At 72.5% G+C, this 824-nt stretch carries 1 protein-coding gene; it reads left to right on the top strand.

Going from position 1 to position 824, the window contains the following annotated elements:
• Positions 1 to 37: 37 nt before the first annotated feature.
• Positions 38 to 824 (top strand): HAMP domain-containing protein (locus AOM09_RS00040; protein ID WP_156162157.1); only part of this gene is annotated, 787 nt, incomplete at its 3' end.

Here is an 824-nt window from a genome sequence, read left to right as displayed (position 1 = left end):
GATCACCACCGTCCTCCCGACCGCTACCAGGAGAGTCATGAGCATCCGCCCGCACGAGCGCCGCGCCCACCGCCGCTTCACCCTCGCGTCACGCCTGAGCGCGACCTTCGGCGGGCAGATCCTGCTGGTCCTGCTCCTGGGGGCGGTGGCCGTCACCCAGCTCACCAGCCAGGGTGAGGACGACGCGGCGACGATGCAGACGTACGCCGACCTCGAGGCGAAGGTGGGAGTCGCCGACAACGCGGTGTGGGAGGCGCGGCACTTCGGCGCCGTCATGGCGCTGCTTCCCGAGCAGGCTCTCCCGGGTGCGCTCGAGACCGAGCAGGCGCTATTCGACGCGGCCAACACCGCGCTCGAGGACTTCGCCGCCTCCTTCGAGGCCGCCTACGGCGAGCCGATCGTCACCGACGAGGAGGCGCTCGGGGCGTGGCGTCAGTTCCAGGAGCAGCTGCTCACGGCCTACGCCGGGGGTGCGGGCGCCGCGTCGCTCGACGGCGAGGCGCTCAACGCGCTCGGCGACCAGGCGCAGCTCGCGGTCCAGGCCCTCACCGCGCAGGTGGACGCCAAGGGCGAGACCGAGCTGGCCGCGGCGCGTTCCGCGAGCCAGCGCGCGAAGGTGACCATCCTCGCGATCGTCGCGCTCGCCGTCGCGGCGTCCGCGCTCATCGGGGTCATCATCACGCGGCGCATCACGCGCTCCGTCGGCCAGGTCAAGCGGTCCATCGACGCGATGGCGGACGGCGACCTCACGGTCGCCGTGGTGGTCGCGAGCTCGGATGAGATCGGGGACATGGCGCATTCGCTCACCCGGGCGCAGGAGTCGC

It is taken from the genome of Demequina iriomotensis, assembly GCF_000971395.1.
GTDB classification, from domain to species: Bacteria; Actinomycetota; Actinomycetes; order Actinomycetales; family Demequinaceae; genus Demequina; species Demequina iriomotensis.
Note: the sequence above shows the minus strand (reverse complement) of the source record. Positions and strands in the feature narration are given on the sequence as shown.